At 33.4% G+C, this 22,317-nt stretch carries 22 protein-coding genes; 9 read left to right on the top strand and 13 right to left on the bottom strand.

What is annotated here, in order from left to right:
• Positions 1–56 precede the first annotated feature (56 nt).
• Both ACVEGE_RS11460 and ACVEGE_RS11455 read left to right on the top strand, forming a co-directional pair.
• Positions 57–1,661, top strand: coding sequence for an ABC transporter substrate-binding protein (locus ACVEGE_RS11460; protein ID WP_192500393.1), 1,605 nt, complete (start codon positions 57–59; stop codon positions 1,659–1,661).
• A gap of 173 nt (positions 1,662–1,834) precedes the next feature.
• On the top strand, positions 1,835–2,356 hold the full coding sequence (locus tag ACVEGE_RS11455; RefSeq protein ID WP_173856595.1) for a hypothetical protein: 522 nt from the start codon (positions 1,835–1,837) through the stop codon (positions 2,354–2,356).
• Positions 2,357–2,364: 8 nt separating this feature from the next.
• Here the strand turns inward: ACVEGE_RS11455 and ACVEGE_RS11450 are convergent, their stop codons facing one another.
• The 10 genes from ACVEGE_RS11450 to ACVEGE_RS11405 all read right to left on the bottom strand — a co-directional run bounded on the left by ACVEGE_RS11450 (position 2,365) and on the right by ACVEGE_RS11405 (position 12,950).
• On the bottom strand, positions 2,365–3,162 hold the full coding sequence (locus ACVEGE_RS11450; RefSeq protein ID WP_192500394.1) for a Cof-type HAD-IIB family hydrolase: 798 nt from the start codon (positions 3,160–3,162) through the stop codon (positions 2,365–2,367).
• Between the two features lie 75 nt (positions 3,163–3,237).
• Positions 3,238–3,456 carry a DUF2007 domain-containing protein gene (locus tag ACVEGE_RS11445; RefSeq protein WP_173854490.1) on the bottom strand — a complete coding sequence of 73 codons (219 nt, stop codon included), beginning with the start codon at positions 3,454–3,456 and terminating at the stop codon, positions 3,238–3,240.
• Positions 3,457–3,514: 58 nt separating this feature from the next.
• The gene (locus ACVEGE_RS11440; protein ID WP_192500395.1) at positions 3,515–4,177 is read right to left on the bottom strand and encodes a DEAD/DEAH box helicase; all 663 of its coding nucleotides are present in this window, start codon (positions 4,175–4,177) and stop codon (positions 3,515–3,517) included.
• Between the two features lie 56 nt (positions 4,178–4,233).
• Positions 4,234–5,397 carry a sigma-54-dependent transcriptional regulator gene (locus ACVEGE_RS11435; protein ID WP_173856593.1) on the bottom strand — a complete coding sequence of 388 codons (1,164 nt, stop codon included), beginning with the start codon at positions 5,395–5,397 and terminating at the stop codon, positions 4,234–4,236.
• Between the two features lie 268 nt (positions 5,398–5,665).
• The gene (locus ACVEGE_RS11430) at positions 5,666–6,988 is read right to left on the bottom strand and encodes an ABC transporter permease (RefSeq protein WP_192500396.1); all 1,323 of its coding nucleotides are present in this window, start codon (positions 6,986–6,988) and stop codon (positions 5,666–5,668) included.
• Positions 6,989–7,051: 63 nt separating this feature from the next.
• On the bottom strand, positions 7,052–7,975 hold the full coding sequence (locus ACVEGE_RS11425) for an ABC transporter ATP-binding protein (protein WP_173854486.1): 924 nt from the start codon (positions 7,973–7,975) through the stop codon (positions 7,052–7,054).
• A 181-nt stretch (positions 7,976–8,156) separates the two neighbouring features.
• Positions 8,157–9,281: a molecular chaperone DnaJ gene (gene dnaJ / locus ACVEGE_RS11420; RefSeq protein WP_192500397.1), complete on the bottom strand. Its 1,125-nt coding sequence runs from the start codon at positions 9,279–9,281 to the stop codon at positions 8,157–8,159.
• Between the two features lie 88 nt (positions 9,282–9,369).
• Entirely contained in the window at positions 9,370–9,948 is a 579-nt protein-coding gene (locus ACVEGE_RS11415) for a nucleotide exchange factor GrpE (RefSeq protein WP_173854484.1), read from the bottom strand.
• Positions 9,949–10,281: 333 nt separating this feature from the next.
• Entirely contained in the window at positions 10,282–11,652 is a 1,371-nt protein-coding gene (gene hisS, locus ACVEGE_RS11410) for a histidine--tRNA ligase (protein WP_192500398.1), read from the bottom strand.
• Between the two features lie 128 nt (positions 11,653–11,780).
• Positions 11,781–12,950 carry a peptidase associated/transthyretin-like domain-containing protein gene (locus ACVEGE_RS11405; protein WP_192500399.1) on the bottom strand — a complete coding sequence of 390 codons (1,170 nt, stop codon included), beginning with the start codon at positions 12,948–12,950 and terminating at the stop codon, positions 11,781–11,783.
• 139 nt (positions 12,951–13,089) lie between these two features.
• Here ACVEGE_RS11405 and ACVEGE_RS11400 point away from each other — a divergent pair, with 139 nt between their 5' ends.
• Positions 13,090–14,334, top strand: a complete 1,245-nt coding sequence (locus tag ACVEGE_RS11400) for an ABC transporter permease (protein ID WP_173854481.1) — start codon at positions 13,090–13,092, stop codon at positions 14,332–14,334.
• 13 nt (positions 14,335–14,347) lie between these two features.
• On the opposite strand, the gene prmC is transcribed toward ACVEGE_RS11400, so the two are convergent.
• Together prmC and ACVEGE_RS11390 are read right to left on the bottom strand one after the other, a co-directional pair.
• Positions 14,348–15,202 (bottom strand): peptide chain release factor N(5)-glutamine methyltransferase, encoded by an 855-nt coding sequence (gene prmC / locus ACVEGE_RS11395; RefSeq protein ID WP_192500400.1) that lies wholly within the window; start codon positions 15,200–15,202, stop codon positions 14,348–14,350.
• 45 nt (positions 15,203–15,247) lie between these two features.
• Positions 15,248–15,733: a GNAT family N-acetyltransferase gene (locus tag ACVEGE_RS11390; protein WP_192500401.1), complete on the bottom strand. Its 486-nt coding sequence runs from the start codon at positions 15,731–15,733 to the stop codon at positions 15,248–15,250.
• 116 nt (positions 15,734–15,849) lie between these two features.
• Between ACVEGE_RS11390 and ribD the strand changes: the two genes are divergently transcribed.
• Positions 15,850–16,893, top strand: a complete 1,044-nt coding sequence (gene ribD / locus ACVEGE_RS11385; protein ID WP_192500402.1) for a bifunctional diaminohydroxyphosphoribosylaminopyrimidine deaminase/5-amino-6-(5-phosphoribosylamino)uracil reductase RibD — start codon at positions 15,850–15,852, stop codon at positions 16,891–16,893.
• An 86-nt stretch (positions 16,894–16,979) separates the two neighbouring features.
• Entirely contained in the window at positions 16,980–17,612 is a 633-nt protein-coding gene (locus ACVEGE_RS11380) for an IMPACT family protein (protein ID WP_192500403.1), read from the top strand.
• Positions 17,613–17,632: 20 nt separating this feature from the next.
• Here the strand turns inward: ACVEGE_RS11380 and ACVEGE_RS11375 are convergent, their stop codons facing one another.
• Positions 17,633–18,037, bottom strand: coding sequence for an acyl-CoA thioesterase (locus ACVEGE_RS11375; protein WP_173856586.1), 405 nt, complete (start codon positions 18,035–18,037; stop codon positions 17,633–17,635).
• 196 nt (positions 18,038–18,233) lie between these two features.
• Here ACVEGE_RS11375 and dnaA point away from each other — a divergent pair, with 196 nt between their 5' ends.
• The 4 genes from dnaA (at position 18,234) to ACVEGE_RS11355 (ending at position 22,126) form a co-directional block, all read left to right on the top strand.
• Complete coding sequence (dnaA, locus tag ACVEGE_RS11370; RefSeq protein WP_173854475.1) at positions 18,234–19,661, top strand: chromosomal replication initiator protein DnaA; 1,428 nt, start codon at positions 18,234–18,236, stop codon at positions 19,659–19,661.
• A gap of 7 nt (positions 19,662–19,668) precedes the next feature.
• Positions 19,669–20,136, top strand: a complete 468-nt coding sequence (locus ACVEGE_RS11365; protein ID WP_192500404.1) for a low molecular weight protein-tyrosine-phosphatase — start codon at positions 19,669–19,671, stop codon at positions 20,134–20,136.
• 103 nt (positions 20,137–20,239) lie between these two features.
• Complete coding sequence (locus tag ACVEGE_RS11360; RefSeq protein ID WP_192500405.1) at positions 20,240–20,962, top strand: SAM-dependent methyltransferase; 723 nt, start codon at positions 20,240–20,242, stop codon at positions 20,960–20,962.
• Between the two features lie 282 nt (positions 20,963–21,244).
• A complete protein-coding gene (locus ACVEGE_RS11355; protein ID WP_192500406.1) occupies positions 21,245–22,126 on the top strand; it encodes an SDR family oxidoreductase in 882 nt (293 codons plus the stop codon).
• Positions 22,127–22,317: the final 191 nt, after the last annotated feature.

Genomic DNA, 22,317 nt, shown 5'->3' with positions numbered 1-22,317 from the left:
TTATATTTACATCTTTGTAAAAAGAGTTTGCAAATTTACGTACAATATTCCTTAAAATGAAATCAATAACCAGCTATCTATCTGTATTTTGTATTGCCTTATTATTTATTTCTTGCGGAAAAGAACGCGAGCAAATTAATGATAATCTGGTTTTTAGATATAATGAGAGTTCAAACATCACTTCTCTCGACCCTGCTTTCTCAAAAGTACAATCTAATATATGGGCTTGTAACCATATTTATAATGGACTTGTACAACTTGATGACCGCTTAAATATTAAACCTGACATTGCTAAATCATGGATAATTAGTCCTGATGCAATGACCTATACTTTTACTTTACGCAATGATATTTATTTTCAAAAACACATTCTTTTTGGGAAAGATAGTACAAGAACTGTAAAAGCATCTGACTTTGAATATAGCCTAAACCGTTTATTAGATGAAAAAGTTGCTTCGCCAGGTGGCTGGGTATTGCAAAATGTAGCCAGTATCAAAGCACAAAATGATAGTGTATTCCAGATAAAACTAATAAAACCTTTCCCCGCATTTTTAGGATTAATGACGATGAAATATGCCTCAGTAGTTCCTAAAGAAGTTGTTGCTTTTTACGGAAGTGATTTTCGTGCACACCCAATAGGAACAGGACCTTTTCAGTTTAAATTATGGGAGGAAAACGTAAAATTAGTATTGCGAAAAAACCCTTTGTACTTTGAGAAAGATGCAAAAGGAAATCATTTACCCTACTTAGAAGCCGTAGCTATTACTTTCTTGCCTGATAAACAAAGTGGGTTTTTACAGTTTATCCAAGGAAAACTCGATTTCACTTCTGGATTAGATCCTTCTTATAAAGATGAGATTTTGACTCAAGTAGGAGAATTGCAACCTAAGTATAAAAACGATGTCAATTTAATTACAGGACCTTACCTCAACACAGAGTATTTAGGATTTAGAATGGATGGCACCAATAAAGCAGTACTCGATAAACGCATTCGTCAAGCAATGAATTATGGTTTTGACCGTCAAAAAATGATTACCTATTTGCGTAACAACATGGGAACACCCGCTGTGAACGGAATGATCCCTATGGGACTGCCTAGTTTTAATAATGCAAAGGGCTATAACTATGATATCGAAAAAGCAAAGCAGCTCATTCTTGAATACAAAAAAGCAACTGGTGATAGAAAGCCCGTAATCCAATTGAGCACAAATGCTTCCTATGTTGACATTGGAGAGTTTTTACAACGCGAATGGCAAAAGATTGGTTTAGATGTTCAGGTAGACATTAGTCCGCCATCTACTTTGCGCCAAGCAATAGCTACTGGAAAAGTAACTTTCTTTAGAGCGAGCTGGATTGCTGATTATCCTGACGCGGAGAATTACCTTTCTCTCTTTTATAGTAAAAACTTCTCACCAGAAGGTCCAAATTACACCCATTTTAAAAACACCGAATTTGATCGCCTTTATGAATTAGCCTTTAAAGAAACTAACAATGAAAAACGTTATTTATTATATCAAAAAATGGATGCCATCATAATCAGTGAAGCACCAGTGATTCCTTTATTTTATGACAAAGTGGCCCGTTTTACTCGCAAAAATATTACAGGACTTGGTATGAATCCTTTAAATTTATTAAGTTTGAAAAACGTAAAGAAAATTTAAAAACTATTACAAAAAGTAAAAAAAAGTACTTTTTATAAAATGCACCTAAAATTATTGCTTGAAATAATAACATATTGTCTTTTCTAACGTTTACTTTAAAAAAAAAGGTTTATTTTTGAAACTTACAAAGTATTTTATCTATAAAATTCTATAAATACCACAACATTATAATTATGAAAAATTTTTACGCATCAGTTCTTTTAATTTTTTCTTGCATTACACTAACAGTAGCACAAAACAATAATATCACGGAATCAAACCCGTTCCCTACTTTAAGTACACTTACTAGCTGGGCAGCATACAACTCTCAACCCAAATTTGATTTAGAGATAAGAAACTTAGGTTTTAAATTTGAAGAAAAGATTGCTGCAGGAGCAACTACTTCTTTCACTTATATCCGTAAAACTAAAGTTAATGAGATTAACTATACTGATCGCATTGTATATAAAATTGCTAATGACAACTCCGCTAGCATCATCTCATTAGTTACAGCATCTACTGATTTAGTTCGTTTTTACACTCCACAACTTACAAATTACAAAATTGGTAAATGCGAAACTGAAATGGCAAAAGACTCAAAAACTACTTGTTCATGTTACGAAAGTGCTAATTTCTCAATTGACTTATGTGATGAGAGAGTAAAATTATCAATGGGTGATGGAAACAAATATTTCCTATCAGTTACAAAAAAATAATACCCGTTTTAATTTAATATAAAACGCTTTATTACTTCAGCAACACCGTGGTCATTATTTGAGGCAACAATCACATCCGCCTTATCTTTTAACTCCGGTGTCACGTTAGCCACCCAAACACCCAAACCGGCATATTCAATCATTGTCAAGTCATTTCCTGCATTTCCTACAGCTATAATTTCGCTTTGAAGGATACCAAGCTTCTGAGCTATTATTTTAATACTTGCCGCTTTATCGATTCCGTGTTGTGCAACTTCTAGAAAAAAAGGCTTTGACATACTCACGCTTAAATGTGGCATAGCCCTTTTTAAGTCTTTTTCGACTTCTTTAAGATAGCATGGCTCTTCTAACAAAATACATTTTACCGCAGCAGTTTGCACTGTTTCCTTAAAGCTAGTCACTTTATTGTGTTCTAGTCCTGTTATATTTAGCTCTATATCTATATACTTTGAGTCGGTTTCACTTACTACTTTTCCGTCCAAATAAGTAATAATATCCGTTTTACTTTTTACACTGTAATCATATAATTCGTGTATTTGCTCTTTGGTTAGCATTTGTTCAAAGATCACTTTATCCTCTTTTAAATCCGTAATAACGGCGCCATTATAAGATATCATATACGAATTATCCAAACTTAATTCTCTAGCATAATTAACCATCGCTGGTGTTGGACGTCCCGATGCTAAAATAATGTACACTCCTTTTTCTTTGGCTAAAGCCAACATCTCTTTATTCTCATTAGAAATAGTATGATCATCTGTTAACAGCGTATCATCCATATCTAAAACTAACATTTTATATTTCATCTTTTATTTTTTAAAGTAAAAAACCCTGATACGCGTAGTATGCGGTCAGGGTTTTTTACGATACTAATTTTTATATTAGATATTTAATCTGAACTCCTCAATAATAGGATTCACTTTTGAAAAATCAGTCTCTTGAACAAATAATTCAACTGCTGAACCCGAAGTACCAAAACCAGCCAATCGACCCGATTGAATATTGTCTTTCATCAAGACATCTACATTTACAGCTTCAATTTTTTCTTTTAAGGCTAAAGCCAAAATTTCACTCCCTGAAAACACTTTCATTAATCCCATAGCATTTTTATTTATCGTTTATTACTTATTCTTTATCTTTAAAATCTAATGACTGAATCTATTCTTTTTCTTGACTTTCTTCTTCATCATCCTCATCCTCTTCTTCAATACCATCAAAGTCGAATTCAAAAGGCTCATCAAGCATTTTATCTGCTAGAGATTCTATACGATCGGTAAGTTCTGATGCAAAGATGATGCGTTGCGTTTTTACGATACTATTAGAAATACGCATTATTCTCGTTTCATGACGTAATTTTAAAATAGGATCAGCATCATCAACGATAAACATTTTTAGACGGTTGACATTATAACCCGCTGTGGTAAACATCTCACTCAATTTACTTGGCGTTCCTACAAGCACATCAATACCTCCTGAAATAAAGTTTTTATCATATTCCATGTCACCTTTTTCATGAACACCAAACACTGTTAAATCAGTATGTTTGCCATATTTTTCAAACATAGCCAGCATTTCAAGCACTTTGTCTTTGTCTTGAACTACAATTAGTGCACGCGGTGATTGCTCTCCCTCTTTTACTAATTGCTGAATAACATTAATTACAATTGTTGTTGTTCTTCCGCTTCCCGCAGGGGATAATATCAAACAATCAGCACCACTTTTTATAGTCGAAAATGTTTCTTGTTGCAAGATATTAGCTTCGGTTAAACCGTTATTGATTAAAGATTCTTTTAAGCCTTCGTTTAATTTTTTTAATTTCATTATCTATGATTGAAAGATTTAAAATCGGAATTTTAAATCATTAATTTATTTCTATTTTATTTTGATGCAAAAAGCTTTACGTCATTCTCTGATATTTCGCTTCCGCCAAGGATAATCAAGCGTTCTACAACATTGCGCAATTCTCTAATATTTCCTGTCCAATCGTATTCTTGCAATAACTTAATGGCATCTTTAGAAAACTTCTTCACTGCTGTACCTTGCTCTGAAGCAATTTTATTAGTGAAATGCGTAATAAGCAATGGGATATCATCACGTCTTTCATTTAAAGACGGTACTTTTATCAATATTACAGCAAGCCTATGATATAAATCCTCACGGAAACGTCCTTCGGCAATTTCAACTTTTAAATCTTTATTGGTTGCAGCTACCACACGTACGTCTACTTTGATGTCTTTGTCTGCTCCTACTCTTGTTATCATACTCTCTTGCAAAGCACGCAACACTTTGGCTTGAGCCGAAAGACTCATATCGCCAATTTCATCTAAGAAAATAGTTCCTTTGTCAGCAGCTTCAAACTTACCAGCGCGATCTTTCACGGCAGAAGTAAACGCCCCTTTTACGTGGCCAAACAATTCACTTTCTATTAATTCGCTAGGAATCGCAGCACAATTCACCTCGATCAAAGGAAAAGCGGCGCGCTCACTTTTTTCATGTAATTGGTGCGCAACTAGTTCTTTTCCGGTTCCGTTAGGACCTGTAATTAAAACTCTAGCTTCGGTTTCAGCTACTTTATCAATCATCACTTTGATTAAATTGATTGCTTCACTCTCCCCTACCATTTCGTAGTTTTTACTGACTTTTTTCTTTAAAATCTTATTCTCAACTACGAGTTGTTTTTTATCTAATGCGTTTCGTACCGTATTTAACAATCGGTTTAAATCTGGTGGTTTTGAGATATAATCAAAAGCTCCCATTCGCATGGTATTTATTGCCGTTTCCATATCGCCATGACCTGAGATCATTACCATTGGGATTTCGGGTTTTATTTTTTTTACTTCTTCTAGTAATTCAACACCATCCATTTTTGGCATTTTGATATCGCAAAGTACTAGATCGTAATCGTTGTTTTTTATTTTTTCAAAACCTATAATACCATCTTCTGCATCTTCTACTTCGTAGGTATCATTTTCTTCTGATAGAATTTTTGTTAATACTCTACGTATCGCTGCTTCGTCTTCTATGATTAGTATTTTTGGCATGTTTTATATATATTATTCGGTTATTCTTTGCTTGATTGTTGCTTCCTAAATTTTTATCTAAATACACAATTAACAAACCTATTGCTTGCGATCTAGCCCTGATGGAGCCGGCATCCTTGTAATCCCGCTCCCGATAACTCGGGACGGGATGGAAAGATAAAGGGGACAGCAGGTACTGTGTATACTGACAAAAACCAAGCCATTCGCTCCAAAACCTTTTTATTTTCAGCTTTATATCAATAATAATAGCGCTTAATACTACGGTTTTTTATCCCGTGTATTTCAACCAACGGTATAACTCTTTCCAACTTGGTTTTTTTCCGTACATTAATATTCCCACTCGGTATATTTTTGCTGCGAACCAAACAACACCAAAGAAAGTTGCAAATAATAGTGTTACTGATATTGCAATTTCCCACAAAGGTACGCCAAATGGAATACGCATGAGCATCACGATTGGAGAAGTAAGCGGAATCATTGAAAACACAACAGCTACTGTGCCGTGCGGATCATTGATTACACTAAAAAACCCAACATAAACACTTAACATTAATGGCATTATAATAGGTAATAAAAATTGCTGAGAGTCGGTTTGATTATCTACCGCAGCGCCAATAGCAGCATAAAATGAGCTGTATAAAAAGTATCCGCCTATAAAATAAACGACAAAACTAATTAAGATTGTTGCGATAGGTAGATTCCACAATTCCATAATATACATTTGCGCAGTACTTGTAAATTGTTGTTGCGCTTCGTTTAGCATTTCGGGTGGTACTTTTGCAGTTGGTCCTACGTTGACTCCAAAAAATATAGAAGCCGCAAACATTAATGACAACCCAATTATTGCCCAAATGAAAAATTGCAAAATCCCAGCTAATGATGTTCCAATGATTTTACCAATCATTAATTGAAATGGCTTAACCGAGGAAATAATGATTTCGATAATACGGTTCGTTTTTTCTTCGATTACGCTTCGCATTACCATGTTACCATAGATAATGATAAACATCATAATAAGATAACCAAAACCACCACCTATGGCGATTTTAATTTCGTTAAGCCCTTTTAAACTAGCTTCTCCAGAAGCTTTAGTAAGACTGATACTTACCTTTGATTGTGCTTTTTGAATAGCAAGGGTATCCAAACTTGCTTTTTGAAGATTGATATTAGTCAGCTTATTAGCAACCGTATTCTGTACTTTTTCAATGAACACAATACTAGGACTGCTGTTTGAAACAAATTGAATTTTAGACTCTAAATCTGTAATAGAAGTCGTTTTAGGAATAACGAGTAAACCTTCAAAGCTTTCTTTTGTAATACTATCTTTGAGCGCACTTACAGGAACCGAAGTGAGATCAAGGTACTTATAGCTTTTATCAACTTTGTTTTTAGTTGTAAATTCCTTTACAAATAAACCCGATTCATCGTGAATTGCAATACGCTTTGTATCGGCTTTCATAGAACCTAAATATCCTATAAATGCAGCAATAGCGACAAATAATAGCGGACTTAAAAAAGTCATTACAATAAAGGATTTATTGCGCACTTTTGCAACAAACTCTCTTTTTATGATTAATGATATGATGCTCATAATTTTAAATTATCAAATATAAAAACCCAAACTGAATATGGATTATGAAATTTATAATACTGCTTATTTCTCGCTTACTGCTTGAATAAAAATATCGTTTACTGTAGGGATTTTTTCAACAAAATGAGTGACTTGTCCTTGCTGAGTCAAGATATTCAATAACTCATTAGGCATTCCGTTTCCTAATTGCACTTCTAGTTTTAACTCGTTATTTAACGATTTAAAATTTGCAGGAGCAACAGTAAACTTTTGCGTAAGCGCATACATTAATTGCTCTACATTACTTGATAGGATTCCTACTTCAAAACTATTTGTTCTATAATCTCTTTTTACGGCATCTAGTTTTCCTTCAATCAGTTTGTTTGACTTATGAATTAAAGCAATATGGTCACACAATTCCTCGACACTCTCCATACGATGTGTAGAGAATATAATCGTAGCTCCTTCCTCTCTTAATGCCAGAATTTCATCTTTTATAATATTTGCATTAACGGGATCAAAACCAGAGAAAGGTTCATCAAAAATTAGCAATTTAGGCTTGTGCAAAACACAAACTACAAACTGAATCTTTTGTGCCATTCCTTTAGAAAGTTCTTGAATTTTTTTATTCCACCATCCTTGAATTCCCAATCGGTCAAACCAATAGTGTAGCTGCTTTGTTGCTTCGGCTTTAGACAATCCTTTCATTTGAGCCAAATACAAACATTGCTCCCCTACTTTCATACTGGTATACAACCCTCTTTCTTCAGGAAGATACCCTATATATTGTACGTGTTTGGGCTGTAGTTTTTCACCATCAAGAATTATTTCGCCACTATCAGGCAAAGTAATTTGATTTATGATTCTAATTAGGGACGTTTTTCCAGCTCCGTTAGGGCCTAAAAGACCGTAAATACTGCCTTTAGGAACAGTCAAGGAGACTTCGTTAAGCGCTACGTAATCACCGTATTGCTTAACCACTTTATTAACTTCAAGTAAGTTACTCATACTGAATTTTAAATTTATTTCCGCAGTGAGATTAAACAAATCCCGCGGCTGTGTAAAAGTAAATAATTAGTAGCGAAATCTTTATGATTCTCCATAAAAAAACCCATCCTTATTTTCACAAGGATGGGAATTATATTTTAGAAGAAACGAATACAAGATTCTTTCTATACTAAATTCATATTTAAGAAAACATATCTTTTACTTTCTCAAAAAATGATTTATCTGACTTTTCAGGATTTGGAACAAAATTATCATCTTCAAGATTTTTCTCAAAAAATTGTTTTTGTTCTTTATTTAATGTTTTAGGAGTCCAGACATTCACATGTACTAATAAGTCCCCGTTACCGTAGCCATTAATACTTGGAATACCTTTACCTTTTAATCTAAGGATTTTTCCTGATTGGATTCCGTCTTCTAATTTAATTCTCACTTTACCATTTACTGCTTCGATATCTTTAGAAACACCTAAAACAGCTTCAGCAAAACTAATGTATAAGTCATAATGTAAATTCTCTCCCTCACGTTTCAAGAATTCATGCTCTAACTCCTCAATAGCTACAATTAAATCCCCTGGAACACTGTTTCCTGGAGCATCGTTTCCTTTGTTAGAAACTTTTAATTGCATCCCGTCAACAACTCCAGCAGGAATCTTGATAGAAACAGTTTCATCTTCTAGAATCATTCCTTGAGCATCTGCTTCAGTAGGTTTTTTATCTAAAATTTGACCAGAACCACCACAAGTAGGACAAGTAGAAGCTGATTGCATTCTACCTAAAATTGTATTAGTCACGCGCATTACCTGCCCTTGACCATTACAAGTACCACAAGTTTTATAAGAAACCCCAGGTGCTTGTACTTTACGTTTAACTTTTACTTTTTTCTCAACACCATTAGCAATTTCTTCTAGTGTTAATTTTACTTTGATACGTAGGTTACTTCCTTTGGTTCTGCGTTGACCACCGCCTCCGCCTCCAAATCCGCCACCACCACCAAAAGCGCTACCAAAAATATCACCAAACTGACTAAAGATATCGTCCATGTTCATGCCGCCTTGACCTCCGCCTCCGCCAAAACCACCAGAACCATCAAATGCTTGATGTCCATACTGGTCGTACTTCGCTTTTTTGCTTGGATCACTTAAAACTTCATAGGCTTCTGCAGCAACTTTAAACTTATCCTCTGCCGATTTGTCTCCAGGGTTTTTGTCAGGATGGTATTCTAATGCTTTTTTTCTGTAGGCTTTCTTAATTGCTGCAGCATCTGCATTTTTAGAAATACCTAATATCTCGTAAAAATCTTGTTTCATTTTAATTTTATTATGTTGAACCACAAACTGATGTCAGGATTCTTTAGATATACTATTAAAGACCTGTAATAATGTCCTTATTGTGTCTCTATTGTCCTATTACTACTTTAGGGAAACGAATAATCTTGTCACCTAATTTGTATCCTTTTTCAAGAACATCTACAATTTTACCTTTCATTTTATCAGTAGGTGCTGGAATTTGAGTAATTGCTTCAGCAAAATCAGCATCAAATGGATCACCTGCTTTTACATCAACAACTTCTAATCCTTTAGTCACTAAAGTACTTTTCAATTTCTCATGAATAAGCTCAACACCTTTAGTCATTACCTCATCTTCTGATTTAGAAATTTCAATCATTGCTCTATCAAAATCATCAAGAACAGGTAACATTGCTAGTAAAACCTCTTGATTTGCCGTTTTAAACAACTCAATACGTTCTTTTGTAGTACGTCTTTTGTAATTTTCAAACTCAGCAAACAATCTCAAAAACTTATCTTTCTCTTGTGCTAAGTCTCTCGTTAATTGCTCTTCAACAGTTAATTCTTCGGCAACAACTTGTTCCTCATTAGCATTGTTCTCAATCGTTACATCTTCTAATTTTTGATCGATATCTGTATTTTCAGTAGCCATATTACTAGTATTTTTAAATATATTCTTAAACTTCATTTTTTGCACTTTTCTTTGGAAGGCAAAAGTACTGCCAATTCTTAAAAAATGTCAAATTGTCACGATAATTTTTAAAACACAGTCACTTTTAACCTATTCGTATTAATAACCGTATTTTTTAGCAATAAATAAAAATTTAATATAATTTTAAGATTGTTTAACCTAAATTTCGATATGTTTGTTTTCGATTCTAATCCAAATTTAGATTTTATGATCTACTAAAAAATTAAGATTGGTTTTGCCCTAATTATTAATTCGTGATTACCCTATATCAAAAAAAGCTTTGTTGTAATAACAAAGCTTTTTTTAATATAACCATATTCCCTATTGTCACTACAGCAACGCTGCCTTTAACTTCTCAAAATCAACCACATGCTGTTCTCCAGAAGCTAGGTTTTTTAAAGAATAACTATTGGTCTCCATTTCTTTATCTCCAGCGATTACTGCATAAGGTATATTTCTCCTGTCGGCATGTTGAAACTGTTTAGCCATTTTGGCACTATCTGGATACAACTCTACTTTAACTCCTGCAGCTCTTAATTTTTTAATGGCTTGCATTGCATACAAAGCTTCATTATCTCCGTAATTAATAAACAATGCTTTTGTTGCAGCTGTAACTGTTTCTGGAAATAAATTCAACTCTTCTACAACCAAATAAATTCGGTCTAAACCAAATGAAATCCCAACACCACTCATGTTTTTCAAACCAAAAATACCCGTCAAATCATCATACCTTCCACCGCCACCAATGGACCCCATAGCAACAGTTTTTGGCGCAGCCACTTCAAAAATAGCTCCTGTATAATAATTTAATCCACGAGCTAAGGTTACATCTAAATCTAAAATAGCTGTATCTAATCCCAATTTAGACACATTATCACATATAAAACGCAATTCTTCTACTCCCTTCATCCCTTCATTTGAAGCCGCTAAAAGTTGTGATAATTGGGTTATTTTTTCAGAAATCGTTCCCGTAAAATGGAATAAAGGCTGCACTTTTTCAATTGCATCTGCAGTGATTCCTTTTTCAATCATTTCCTTTTTCACTCCGTCCTCGCCTATCTTGTCCAGTTTATCTAGAGCTACAGTAAAGTCAATTAACTTATCCGAAGCGCCAATTACCTCAGCAATTCCAGATAATATTTTCCTGTTATTGATTTTTATTGTAACACCTTCTAATCCTAAAGCCGTAAAAACAGTATCATACAATTGCACTAATTCTACTTCCTGCCATAATGAAGTAGATCCAACCACATCAGCATCACACTGAAAAAATTCTCTAAAACGTCCTTTTTGCGGACGGTCAGCACGCCAAACTGGCTGAATTTGATACCTTTTGAAAGGAAACTCTATGTCATTCTGGTGCTGCACCACGTATCTTGCAAACGGAACTGTTAAGTCATAACGTAACGCTTTTTCTGAAATACTTGATGTTAATTTTGTACTGTCTCTGCTTTCTAAATGAGCCTCATTGGCTTTCGCCAAATAATCACCTGAATTTAATATCTTAAAAATCAAACGATCTCCTTCTTCTCCATATTTCCCCATCAAAGTATCGGAGTTTTCAAAAGAAGGAGTTTCGATGGGTTGAAAACCAAATTTTTCGAAATTACTTCTAATAATCTGCATGATATATTGACGCTTTGCCACTTCAGTAGGCGAAAAATCTCTTGTCCCTTTTGGTATACTTGGTTTTGATGCCATTATAATAAGTTATGAATTTTAAATGATATATTATGAATTACAAACTAAAACCGATTATTGAAACCACTGTTTTTTATTTTAACTTCATAAATAGGACTGCAAATATCTAATTTTTTAAATAAACATTTTTAGAAATTCCCTATTATCTCAAATTCCTTCTTTTTATCTTTATTTTGAGATACTTTTTTCAAAAATACTTTTAATTCCGTTGTTAATGGTAGTTGATTTTGATTGTTCCAAAAATCGGCCGAATAAGGAAACTTAGCCTTGAATACATCTTTATCAACAGAGAAATTAGATTCCACCTTATCGCGAGTTACTGCATTAGTTATAAAATAGTCCATTGAGAAATCACAATAAGCTGGTTTTGTATCTTTTTTATTTCTCAAAACTTCTAACTGCGTATTAAGTTTTGAACTTTTTAAATAATATTTATTTAAAATTTCATTTTTACTGTAACTAAAAAATCGCTCATAGTTTGTTGTTTTATAGCGCATACTCGACAATGTGAATTTTACATAGGGTATTAGATCAGGATTATCATAAAGTGAGATATAATGCTCCACGATAGCATAGTCATTCTTATTGATAATAAAATAACCTTTGAGCGTCTGCCCCCAAGTATCTTTCTCTTTTCCTTCAAATACTATTTTTCGAAAATCAGCATCATTATAAATTACCTCCGTAAAATTTGTTTTTTCTCTAACTGGTATTGGCGGGCTAAAAAACTGATTAAAGTCAGGCAATGTAAAATCGATAGCATTCTTTTTTTCGAATAAACTTGTCTTTCTCATATTTAAGACCTCGATGTCATAAGGATTTTTTGAGTTATCATACCTCCCTCTTTTACCCTGAATATCTTGTAAAATAATAATGCTATCCTCATTTTTCAATACACTCCTTAAAAAGAAATTGGCAGTATATTCCTTGATAAAATTATCGCTCATTTTATCATATACTTTTTTCATAAAAGGCTCAACATTCGAAACAAGTACTTCATCTAATATAAAAGCTTTGGATTCCATAAAAATAGTGTCCTTTTTTGCTATAGCATCGAAAGTACTTTTAATGGAGTTGTAACCTAATAAATTAAAATTAATTTCATTTTTGCTGGAATTAAAAATAAAAAAACCTTCATGATTTGTTGAGGAGTTATCAATATCATTAGAAACGCTAACATTTTCTAAAGGAAATTTTGTCTCTTTATCAACAATTAATTTGTTAACATTGAAAACCTGTGAGCGTCCTACACTGCTGATAAAAACGAGACAGCAAAGAGTAAAAAAGATGTTATTCATTTTTTAAATTTGTAAATTAAATTTCTAGAAATCAAACAAATATGCAATTTTTAAACAGTAAATTTCTTATTTATAAAATAAAAAACACTTCTTGTAAAACAAACTTGTAACAAAAATTGTATTTTCGTGTCAAACTAGTATGATGCTAAATTTATTCAAAGAAAATGTACGGATTGCTATAGGTTCCATTAGAACTCAAATGCTAAGAACTATTCTTACCGTAATTATTATTGCTATAGGAATTACCGCTTTGGTTGGTATCCTAACCGTTGTTTCGGCATTGGAGAATACTATTTCTTCCGATTTCGCCTCTATGGGTGCCAATACCTTCAATATAAAGCAATATGAAAACACCACTCGTAGACGTGGTGGCGATGAGCGAGAAGTAATCAATCCCATAATTTCCTATCCTGAAGCAGTAGCATTCAAGAATAAATACAAATACCCTTTTACCGAAACATCCGTTTCATTTACAGCAACTTCATCTGCTGAGGTAAAATATGAAGCTAACAAAACAGATCCAGAAATATCAGTTCTAGGTGTAGACGAATTCTTCTTAACTAATTCTGGATTAGAAACTGACTTAGGACGTAATTTTACCAATTTTGATATTAGTAACAATACCTATTCTTGTATTGTAGGTTCTGATTTTGGAAAAGGATTATTAAAAGATATCAATCCAATTGATAAAATAATTTCGATTCGTGGTGCTCGTTTTAAAGTAATAGGAATCTTAAAAGAAAAGGGGTCTACTTTTGGCAACAGCCAAGATTTACGTGTCCTAATTCCTATACAAGTCGCGCGATCTTTATTTACCGCACCTAATATTAACTACACGATGAGTGTCATGGTTTCTAACAAGCAATTTCTTGAAGAAGCCATTGATAATGCCAATAGCACCATGCGTAGGGTAAGAAAGTTGAGCCCTATAAAAGACAATAACTTTGGTATTGTTCGTTCCGATGATTTGATAAATCGAATCCTAAGCATCACACAATATTTAGGAATCGCCTCTTGGTTCATTGGTATCATTACCATATTAGGTTCTTCAATAGCATTAATGAACATCATGTTTGTATCCGTAACCGATAGGACTCGTGAAATAGGAGTAAGAAAAGCACTTGGAGCAAAAAGAAGTACAATTGCTTACCAATTTTTCATAGAGACTTTAATAATAGGCCAATTAGGTGGAATTGTAGGAATTATTTTTGGTGTCCTTATTGGTTTTGGTATTGCAACTGCAATGGGATTTGTGTTTGTGATTCCGTGGATGGCAATGCTTGCTGCATTTATCACTAGTTTTATTGTTGCCATTATTTCAGGATTATACCCTGCTTTAAAAGCGTCTAAACTAGACCCCATTGAATCTTTGCGCTACGAATAGAGATCAATAACTATTACAAACTGCTTTTTGTCATGCGGTCGTTTCCATAAATATCTTTGCGCAGCTGGGTGTTTTTAAATTGCAATTCACCCAGCAAAGCAACCGTCTCTTCACCTAAATATTGATTAATTTCAAAATACAACTGCCCGCTTGGAGCTAGATTTTTCTGGGCAAGCTCAGCTATTTTTCGATAAAAAATTAGAGCATCATCATCTTCTACAAAAAGTGCTAAATGAGGTTCATTGTCTAAAACGTTCTTTTTAATTTCCTGCTTTTCTAAATTTCGAACATAAGGAGGATTAGAAACGATAATATCAAACTGTTGGTTTAAATCTTTGGTTTCAAGGATATTTTGCAGTAAAAAAGTGACTTTAACATCATTATTTGCGGCGTTCATCTTGGCTGTAGCCAAAGCATTCTCCGAAACATCAATTGCAAAAACTTGAGCATTTGGAACGTTCTTAGCTAAAGCAATAGCAATACATCCGCTACCTGTACCAATATCTAGAATTTTCAAACTCTTTATTTCTGATCTATTCAAACAGTCGCTTACAATCCACTCAACCAATTCTTCAGTTTCTGATCTCGGAATCAAAACGTGTTCATTTACCTCAAATTCTAATCCGTAAAAACTAGTGTTTCCCAGCAAATACTGCACTGGAATTTCTAATTTTAATTGTTCTAAAAGCGTGTTCCAAATCACTAATTCTTCTTGAGAAAATACTAAGTCTGGCTGCAGAGCCAAATCAATTCTTTTCAATTGGTTTTTATCTTCTAATATTAAATAAAAGAAACTCTCCGCTTCGTCTTCACCGTGTATAGGAGAAAGTGCTTGAATAAACTGGTCTCGATACTGTTTAATTTTCATTTTATTTCTATTGCTTTATAAATCCAAGATTCATAATTCATTTACTTATAGTTTTTTCAACATCCAAATTGGGCATGAGGTATGTCCCGTACTTCCCATTGGACCATCAATGTATTCAAAACCTGATTTTTTATATAATTTTTGAGCACCAAGCATAAAAGGCATTGTTTCTAGATAACAGCTTTCAAACCCCATCTCTTTTGCATTTTTTAAGCAAGTATCCATCATTTTAGCACCAAGACCTAATCCTCTTGTTTCTGGCAGAAAATACATTTTTTGCAATTCACAAATGGATTCTGCTTCATTTTCTAAGGGTGCAATTCCGGCTACACCTACAATCTTATCCTCTTTTTCAAGTACATAATAAACTGATTTTGGTTTGCTATATTCTTCAAACATTAAATCCAAATAAGGATCTTCATACGCAGTTCCTACTTTTGGAATATTCATTTCGTCAAAAACAGCACGTATCAAAGCTGCTACGGCTTGATTGTCTTTTTTTTCAATTTTTCTAATAATACAATTCTCCATTATCTACTACTTAATTATAATAGGACAAAAATAGAAATAGTTTGTTGTAATTTACTGTAGTTTCAAAACTAATGTTAATCCTTCGGCTTCAGCCTAAAAATAATTACTTTTGCATTGTGAATATACATGAAAAATACATCGAGCGTTGCATTGCCTTAGCCAAAAACGGTTTAGGAACTACCTACCCAAACCCTATGGTGGGTAGCGTTATTGTTTATAATGATACTATAATTGGTGAAGGCTGGCATAAAAAATCGGGGGAAGGGCATGCCGAAGTAAACGCAATAAACTCCGTTAAAGATAAATCACTGCTTAAAAAAGCAACCATTTACGTTAGTTTAGAACCTTGTAGCCATTTTGGAAAAACACCTCCTTGTTGTGATTTGATCATAAAAAATGAGATTCCGTACGTAGTGGTTGGTACAGTTGACCCAAACATTCAAGTAGCAGGAAACGGAATTAAGAGATTAGTTGCCGCTGGTGCAAAAGTTACTGTAGGTATTTTAGAAAAAGAATGCAACCAACTCAACAAACGTTTTTTTACCTTTCATTTAAAGAAAAGACCCTACATTATTTTAAAATGGGCCGAAAGCAATGATGGATTTATTGCTCCCGAAAATAAAGACGAACAAAAACCGGTTTGGATTACAAATGCTTATTCTAGACAATTAGTACATAAATGGCGAAGTGAAGAGCAAGCCATTCTTGTAGGAACGCAAACCGTTCTTGATGACAACCCAAAACTAGATGTTAGACATTGGACAGGAGCTAATCCTGTGCGTGTGGTTTTAGATCAAAATAATAGAATTCCAAACTCACTCCATGTTTTCGACAATCAAGTTAAAACAATTTTTATATCAAAATCTAAACCGGAAACAGAACAAGAAAACTGCCTCTTTGAAAGTATAGACTTTGAACAAAATATAGCGTCTCAAGTTACCGAAGTATTATACAAACACAAAATACAATCTGTGATTATTGAAGGAGGCCGACAAACTTTACAGACATTTATAACTGCTAATTTATGGGATGAAGCACGCATCTTTATAGGAAACGTATCCTTTAAAACAGGAACTACAGCTCCTGAAATAGCAAGGAAAAATCTAGAAAAATTTGCAATTCTTGACGATGAACTTATAAAAATATTCAATCATGATTGATGATTTGGGAACGTATTTATCATTTTAGACAAGTATCAAGAAGACGTTGTAGACTTATTTAGCAAACAAATAATCTAAAAAAACTATTGGAAATTAAAGACACTTACAACACCATTGCATTCGAATCAGAAGAAACTTTACTTAAAGAAAAGAACAGTAAATTTTTTGGATATGCTTTCCCTATTTCTTCAGAGGAGGAGTTAAAGCCCATTATTGAGACTTTAAAAAAGAAACACCCTCATGCGGGCCATTTTTGTTATGCGTATCAAATAGGTACTGATACAATTACTTATCGCGCAAATGACGATGGAGAACCAAGCAATAGTGCCGGAATGCCTATCTATGGACAATTACAGTCGTTTGACGTGACCAATACAGTCGTTATAGTGGTTCGCTTATTTGGAGGAACAAAACTAGGCGTAGGAGGATTAATCTCTGCTTATAAAACATCAGCACAAATTACCTTAGAAAGTTGCGATATCATCGAAAAAACGATTGACATTCATTATTTAATCTCTTTTGATTACAAAAACATGAATAAAGTGATGCGTGTAATCAAGGAAAAAAACCTTGATATTGTGACTCAAGAAATGGAAATAAAAGAAGAAACCGGACTCCCAATAGGCATAATTGAGATCAAAATAAGAAAAAAAAATGCCGAACAAATTGCCGACATTTTTCATTCTTTGTACGAAATTGACATACAAATTAAGGAATAATCATTTCGCTAATTAATACATTATTGTAATAGCAATAGTTTTTCATTTACATACTCTGGAGGTGCAGTTGGACGACCCGTTTTCATATCTACAAAAACCAAAACTGAACTTGCAATTGTTAATAACTCCATTTGTTCATTGTAAATCTCGTAGTCAAATTCTATCTTCACAGAAGTCTGACTTTTCAATATTGTTTTAATCGTTAACAAATCATCATAGCGCGCTGGTTTTTTGTAATTCATATTTAAAGAAACTACAGGAAGCATGATTCCATTTTCCTCCATCCATTTATAAGAAATCCCAAGGTTTCTAAGCCATTCCACGCGTCCCATCTCAAAATACTGTGCATAATTACCATGGTAAACTACGCCCATTTGGTCTGTTTCTGAGTACCTCACTCGCACTTTTAATTCGTGTTCTTTCATAATTTTTATACTATTTTTGACTATTATTTTTTGATACTTTTACTGTACTTACAACATTATTAGTTCAAATTCAACCACTAATAATTTTTTTTTATAGAATTTTGTTCACATATTTGTTACCCCGAAAAAAAAGAACATTTCAACCGTTTTTTTTAACATTACAACGATTACTAAATAAAATAATTTAATAGAATTTATGAACAAAACTGCTCAATCAGTATGGGAAAACTGTTTGTCTTTTATCAAAGACAACATTCAAGACCAAGCTTATAAGACTTGGTTTGAACCAATCAAATCAGTTGAACTTACCGATAACGCATTATATATTCAAGTTCCTAGTAAATTTTTTTACGAGTGGCTAGAAGAGCACTATGTAAAATTATTAAAAGTTGCCTTGACAAAAGAACTTGGTAAAAACGCAAAGTTACTTTATAAAATCAAGATGGAGAACACTTATGGTAATAAACAACCGTTTACGGAGCAGTTACCAAGTGCAAATCGGGCTCCAATGAAACCACAAAATGTAGACGCTCCTTTTAAAAATTTAGATCCAGAATTAAAAAATCCTTTTGTAATTCCAGGAATCAGAAATTTAAAAATTGAATCTCAATTAAATCCTAATTATAGCTTTGATAATTTCCTTGAAGGAGATTCCAATAGATTAGCGCGTTCTGCAGGTATGGCTGTTGCCAATAAACCAGGTGGAACTTCATTTAATCCGCTACTTATTTTTGGTGGTGTAGGTTTAGGAAAAACCCATTTAGCACACGCTATTGGTGTTGAAATAAAAGACAAATATCCTGAAAAAACGGTTTTATATATATCTGCCGAAATTTTCACGCAACAATATATTGACTCCGTTAAGAAAAACAATAGAAATGACTTTATTCACTTCTACCAACTTATTGATGTTTTAATTATTGACGACGTACAATTTTTATCAGGTAAATCAGGAACGCAAGATGTATTTTTTCACATATTTAATTACTTGCATCAAAACGGAAAACAAGTAATCCTTACTTCTGACAAAGCGCCAGTAGATATGCAAGATATCGAACAACGTTTACTATCCCGTTTTAAATGGGGATTATCTGCTGAGTTGCATCAACCAGATTACGAAACTAGAATTTCTATCGTAAAGAATATCTTGTATCGTGATGGTGTTGAAATTCCAGAAGACATTATAGAATACGTTGCAAGTAACATTAAATCAAATGTTCGTGAGTTAGAAGGTGCCATCATTTCTTTAATTGCACAATCTTCTTTCAATAAAAAAGAAGTAACAATTGATCTTGCTAAAAGTGTTGTTGAAAAATTTGTTAAAAATGTAAAACGCGAAATCTCTATTGATTACATCCAGAAAATTGTTTCGGATTATTTCCAATTAGATTTAGAGATTTTACAATCAAAAACAAGAAAAAGACACGTTGTTCAAGCAAGACAGTTAGCCATGTTTTTTGCAAAGAAATTCACAAAAGCTTCTTTAGCAAACATAGGTTCACAAATAGGTGATCGTGATCACGCAACCGTATTACACGCTTGCAAAACTGTCGATAACTTAGTTGCAACTGACAAACAATTTAAAAAGTTTGTAGACGATATTCATAAAAAACTAACGCTTTAAAAATTCCATGGCCGTAAAAATTCTTATGGTTTGTTTAGGTAATATTTGTAGGTCACCACTGGCCGAAGGAATATTAGCTGCAAAACTTCCTGAAAATAATTTTTCTGTAGATTCTGCAGGAACTGGTTCTTGGCACATAGGTAGCTCTCCAGATAAGCGTTCTATCGCTACTGCAAAAGCACACCATTTAGACATTTCAAAACAAAAAGGAAGGCAATTTAATAAAACCGACTTTGATGTTTTTGACTATATCTACGTAATGGACAAATCTAATTATGATAATGTCATTGCATTAGCGAATAATACAGAACAAAAACAAAAAGTCCAGATTATCTTGAACGAATTATTTCCTGGTGAAAATGTAGACGTCCCAGATCCTTACTACGGACTTGAAAATGGTTTTGAAAACGTGTACAGCATGCTTGATGAAGCTTGCTCCATTATTGCTGACAAATTAATTAGCAAACACACCTAAATTACTACTCCACCCCTTTTATTTTAAAAGATTCCTTTATTATATTCCCATATTAATACCGTTCTTTGTACTATTAATTTAGTTTAAAAATAAAGCCATTATCATGAAATCACCAACTCTTTTAGGAAAATTGTATCTCATTCCAACCACAATGGGCGAATGCGACCCTATGGATGTTTTACCACAAACCGTAAAAAGAACCATTGATTTCATTGACCATTATATTGTTGAAAACGAAAAAACAGCTCGTAAATCAATTAAAGAAGTTAGTCCTGAAAAAAAACAATCTGATTTAATTCTTTTTACATTAAATAAACGTACTGAAGTTAAAGAACACCTTGACTTTATTAAACCCTTGTTAGAAGGGAAAAATGTAGGTCTAATGAGTGAAGCGGGATGTCCTGGAGTTGCTGATCCAGGTGCTGTAATTGTAAAGTTAGCGCATGACAAAGGCATTCAAGTCGTACCATTAGTTGGACCTTCATCTATATTACTTGCCATGATGGCTTCAGGAATGAACGGACAAAGTTTTACTTTTCATGGCTATTTACCCATCGAAAAAGACGAAAAAAGAGCCAGTTTTAAAACTTTAGAAAGAGTCTCTTTCGAGAAAAATCAATCTCAAATATTTATCGAAACTCCGTATCGTAACAATAAATTACTAGAAGATTTGGTGCAAACCTTAAATCCTGAAACGCATTTGTGCATTGCTACAGACATCACCTTACCAACAGAATACATTAAGACCAAGAAGATTGCAGCTTGGAAAAAAGAAACCATCGATTTACACAAACGTCCCACAATATTTATTATTCATAAAATGTAATTTTTGTTACATTTGGTTTAACCAAAAAAGGGATTAAAATTTCATATTCTGAATAACAGTTACAATAGACCTAAAACAAATACAGTTTCTATTACTTCACATAGCTATCCAATTTATTTTAAAGCAATCGCTTTATTATAAATTGGATTTTTTATACCTAAATCATCAATACTGATCCCAATAACTTTCCTACAAAGCTATAAAACAGACGCAAAATAGGATATATTTACTATGCGTGCATATTAAAACATTTCACTATATTTACTATAAAAACTATAGACTATGAATTATACTGATAAAATGTTACGCGACGACGCCCTTAAAGGAAAAGTAATTGTAGTTACAGGCGGTGGAAGTGGATTAGGCAAAGCAATGACCCAATACTTCTTAGAACTTGGTGCAAACGTAGCCATTACTTCTAGAGATTTAGAGAAATTAAAAAAAACAGCTGCAGAACTTGAAACTGATACGGGCGGAAAATGCTTACCATTACAATGTGATGTGCGTCATTATGATCAAGTAGAAAACATGTTGCAAGAGGTATTAAAAACTTTTGGAAAAGTAGATGTATTATTGAATAATGCTGCTGGAAATTTCATTTCACCTACCGAAAGATTATCAGCAAATGCCTTTGATACCGTTATTGACATTGTTTTAAAAGGAACTAAAAACTGTACTTTGGCTTTTGGTAAACACTGGATAGACACTAAACAAACTTCTTCTACGGTTTTAAATATTGTAACAACGTATGCTTGGACAGGATCAGCTTATGTTGTTCCCAGCGCTACTGCAAAAGCGGGAGTACTTGCCATGACACGCAGTTTAGCAGTAGAATGGGCTAAATACGGTATCCGTACAAACGCAATTGCACCAGGCCCTTTCCCCACTAAAGGAGCTTGGGATAGATTACTACCTGGAGACCTTGCTGAAAAATTTGACATGGCCAAAAAAGTGCCCTTGCAACGTGTAGGAGATCATCAAGAATTAGCAAATCTCGCTGCGTACTTAGTATCTGATTTTTCTGCTTATGTAAATGGAGAAGTTGTAGTAATAGATGGTGGCGAATGGCTTAAAGGTGCTGGACAATTTAATATGTTTGAAGCAATTCCTGAAGAAATTTGGGATCAACTAGAAATGATGATAAAAGCAAAAAAAAATAAATAGAGACCATTGGAGTTCTTTTTACAAAATAGCGTGCTACACTTTTAGCACGCTTTTTTTATACACTATATTCTCCAATAATATAAAACAAAAAAAACATTTCTCTAATACTATTTCTTAATTAACTACAGCCTATTTTTACTACAAATTAGCAATGATTTTCAACAAAAACATCTTGATCTATAAAATATAGA

The organism is Flavobacterium sp. PL002, from assembly GCF_054165825.1.
Note: the sequence above shows the minus strand (reverse complement) of the source record. Positions and strands in the feature narration are given on the sequence as shown.